We start from the raw sequence: 1,441 nt of genomic DNA on the forward strand, positions 1-1,441 counted from the left end.
TGGGACATCCTGATTCGGAAAGCGCATGCTTACATACTCCTTGTTGATGCCCATCGTCCCAGTCAGTTTAGCTCTTCCCGTCGCCTGCTCAGTTTTATGGGACAGCGTGTGAAAATTCCCCTAGTGATTGGTCTAACCCATGTCGATTGTGAAGGAGCTTGGTCCCAAGAGGATGTAGCGATCGCGTTGGGCTTTGTGGATGAAAGCAATCGACCCCCGATGGTAAGCCTCAATGCCAATCAACGAGATTCTGTGATTCAAGCATTAATAGTGCTAGTACAATATATCATTAAATGCGACATCTCCCACACTCCCCCTAATCGCTAGAGTGTGGGCTGATCGCCGTAAAATCTAAATTTAGGATCTAGCGATACTAAGTTTTGGTGTCTTTAAGCCATTTTGAGGTGTTTTTTGAGAACTAGCAACTTAGGTTAGTAGTAGGGATGGCTATAAATCCATAGATTTTCCAGAAACCAACATTGAGCGTGAATTTCTCAATTTCTATTACTAAATTGGTTCTCGAGTGGTGACAAAGGACTAATAACAACTGAAAGCGGTGCGACCTAGCGCTTTGAAAAAGGGCTAGGGAAGGCTCACCAAGAGCATGACTTACGAATTTGAGTCGAACTTGGTATTATTACTGGACTAGTGTTCTCGAAGGACAGAGGCTTCATCCCCACCCTTTTGTTAAAGGAGTGGTAAAGCCACTGATCCGGGCGTTGTGATCAAAGATGGGGTGCGACTCCGCGCTTTTTAAAAGCTAAGGGTGAAGGCCCACCAACAGAGTGGCTTGCTGAAAAGGTGATCGGGTGATCGGGTGATCGGGTGATCGGGTGATCAGGTGATCGGGTGATCAGGTGATTGGGTGATCGGGTGATTGGGTGATGGGAAGAAAGTACTACCCATGAATGCAAGTTGGTATGAGTAAAGGTTAAATGAAAAAACAGAAGGAAAATCCGATCTTCCGTTGTTCCGTTTGCCTGATCCCAATCCCCAACCCTGTATTGTCACAAGGCTTTCTTTAGTATCTTCATAGTTCGGTGCTATGGAAAGAAGCTCAGCCTCCATCAAATAGCTGCGGTGGGACCCCGCGCTTTTTCAAAGCTAAGGGTGAATGCGCACCAACAGAGCTAAGGGTGAAGGCTCACTAAGACAGGGAAGGCTCACTTCTCAATTGGACACAATCTTTACACACTCTTTACAGAATTTTGAGATGATCCAGTGCAACTAGCCGTTACTAATGGTAAAACCCAAATAGTGATGAACACACATCAATAAATTATATATAGCATCTGTCAAAAGAGGTATATTTTTTAGTGTTCTGTGTTTATCCAAAATTTGTAAAGGACTAGGCTTACAGCAGGATTGTTCATGAGACTTTTGCTGGTAGAGGATGACAATGCTCTAGCTCTAACCTTGAGTAAAGTGTTGAGAGAGCAGA

The 1,441-nt window shown here is 44.4% G+C and carries 1 pseudogene; it reads left to right on the forward strand.

Annotation, left to right across the window (positions count from 1 at the left end):
* A pseudogene (locus tag F6K49_RS48815) lies at positions 1 to 327 on the forward strand (GTPase); the annotation flags it as partial.
* Positions 328 to 1,441 lie beyond the last annotated feature (1,114 nt).

The sequence above is a fragment of the Moorena sp. SIO3I6 genome (assembly GCF_010672095.1).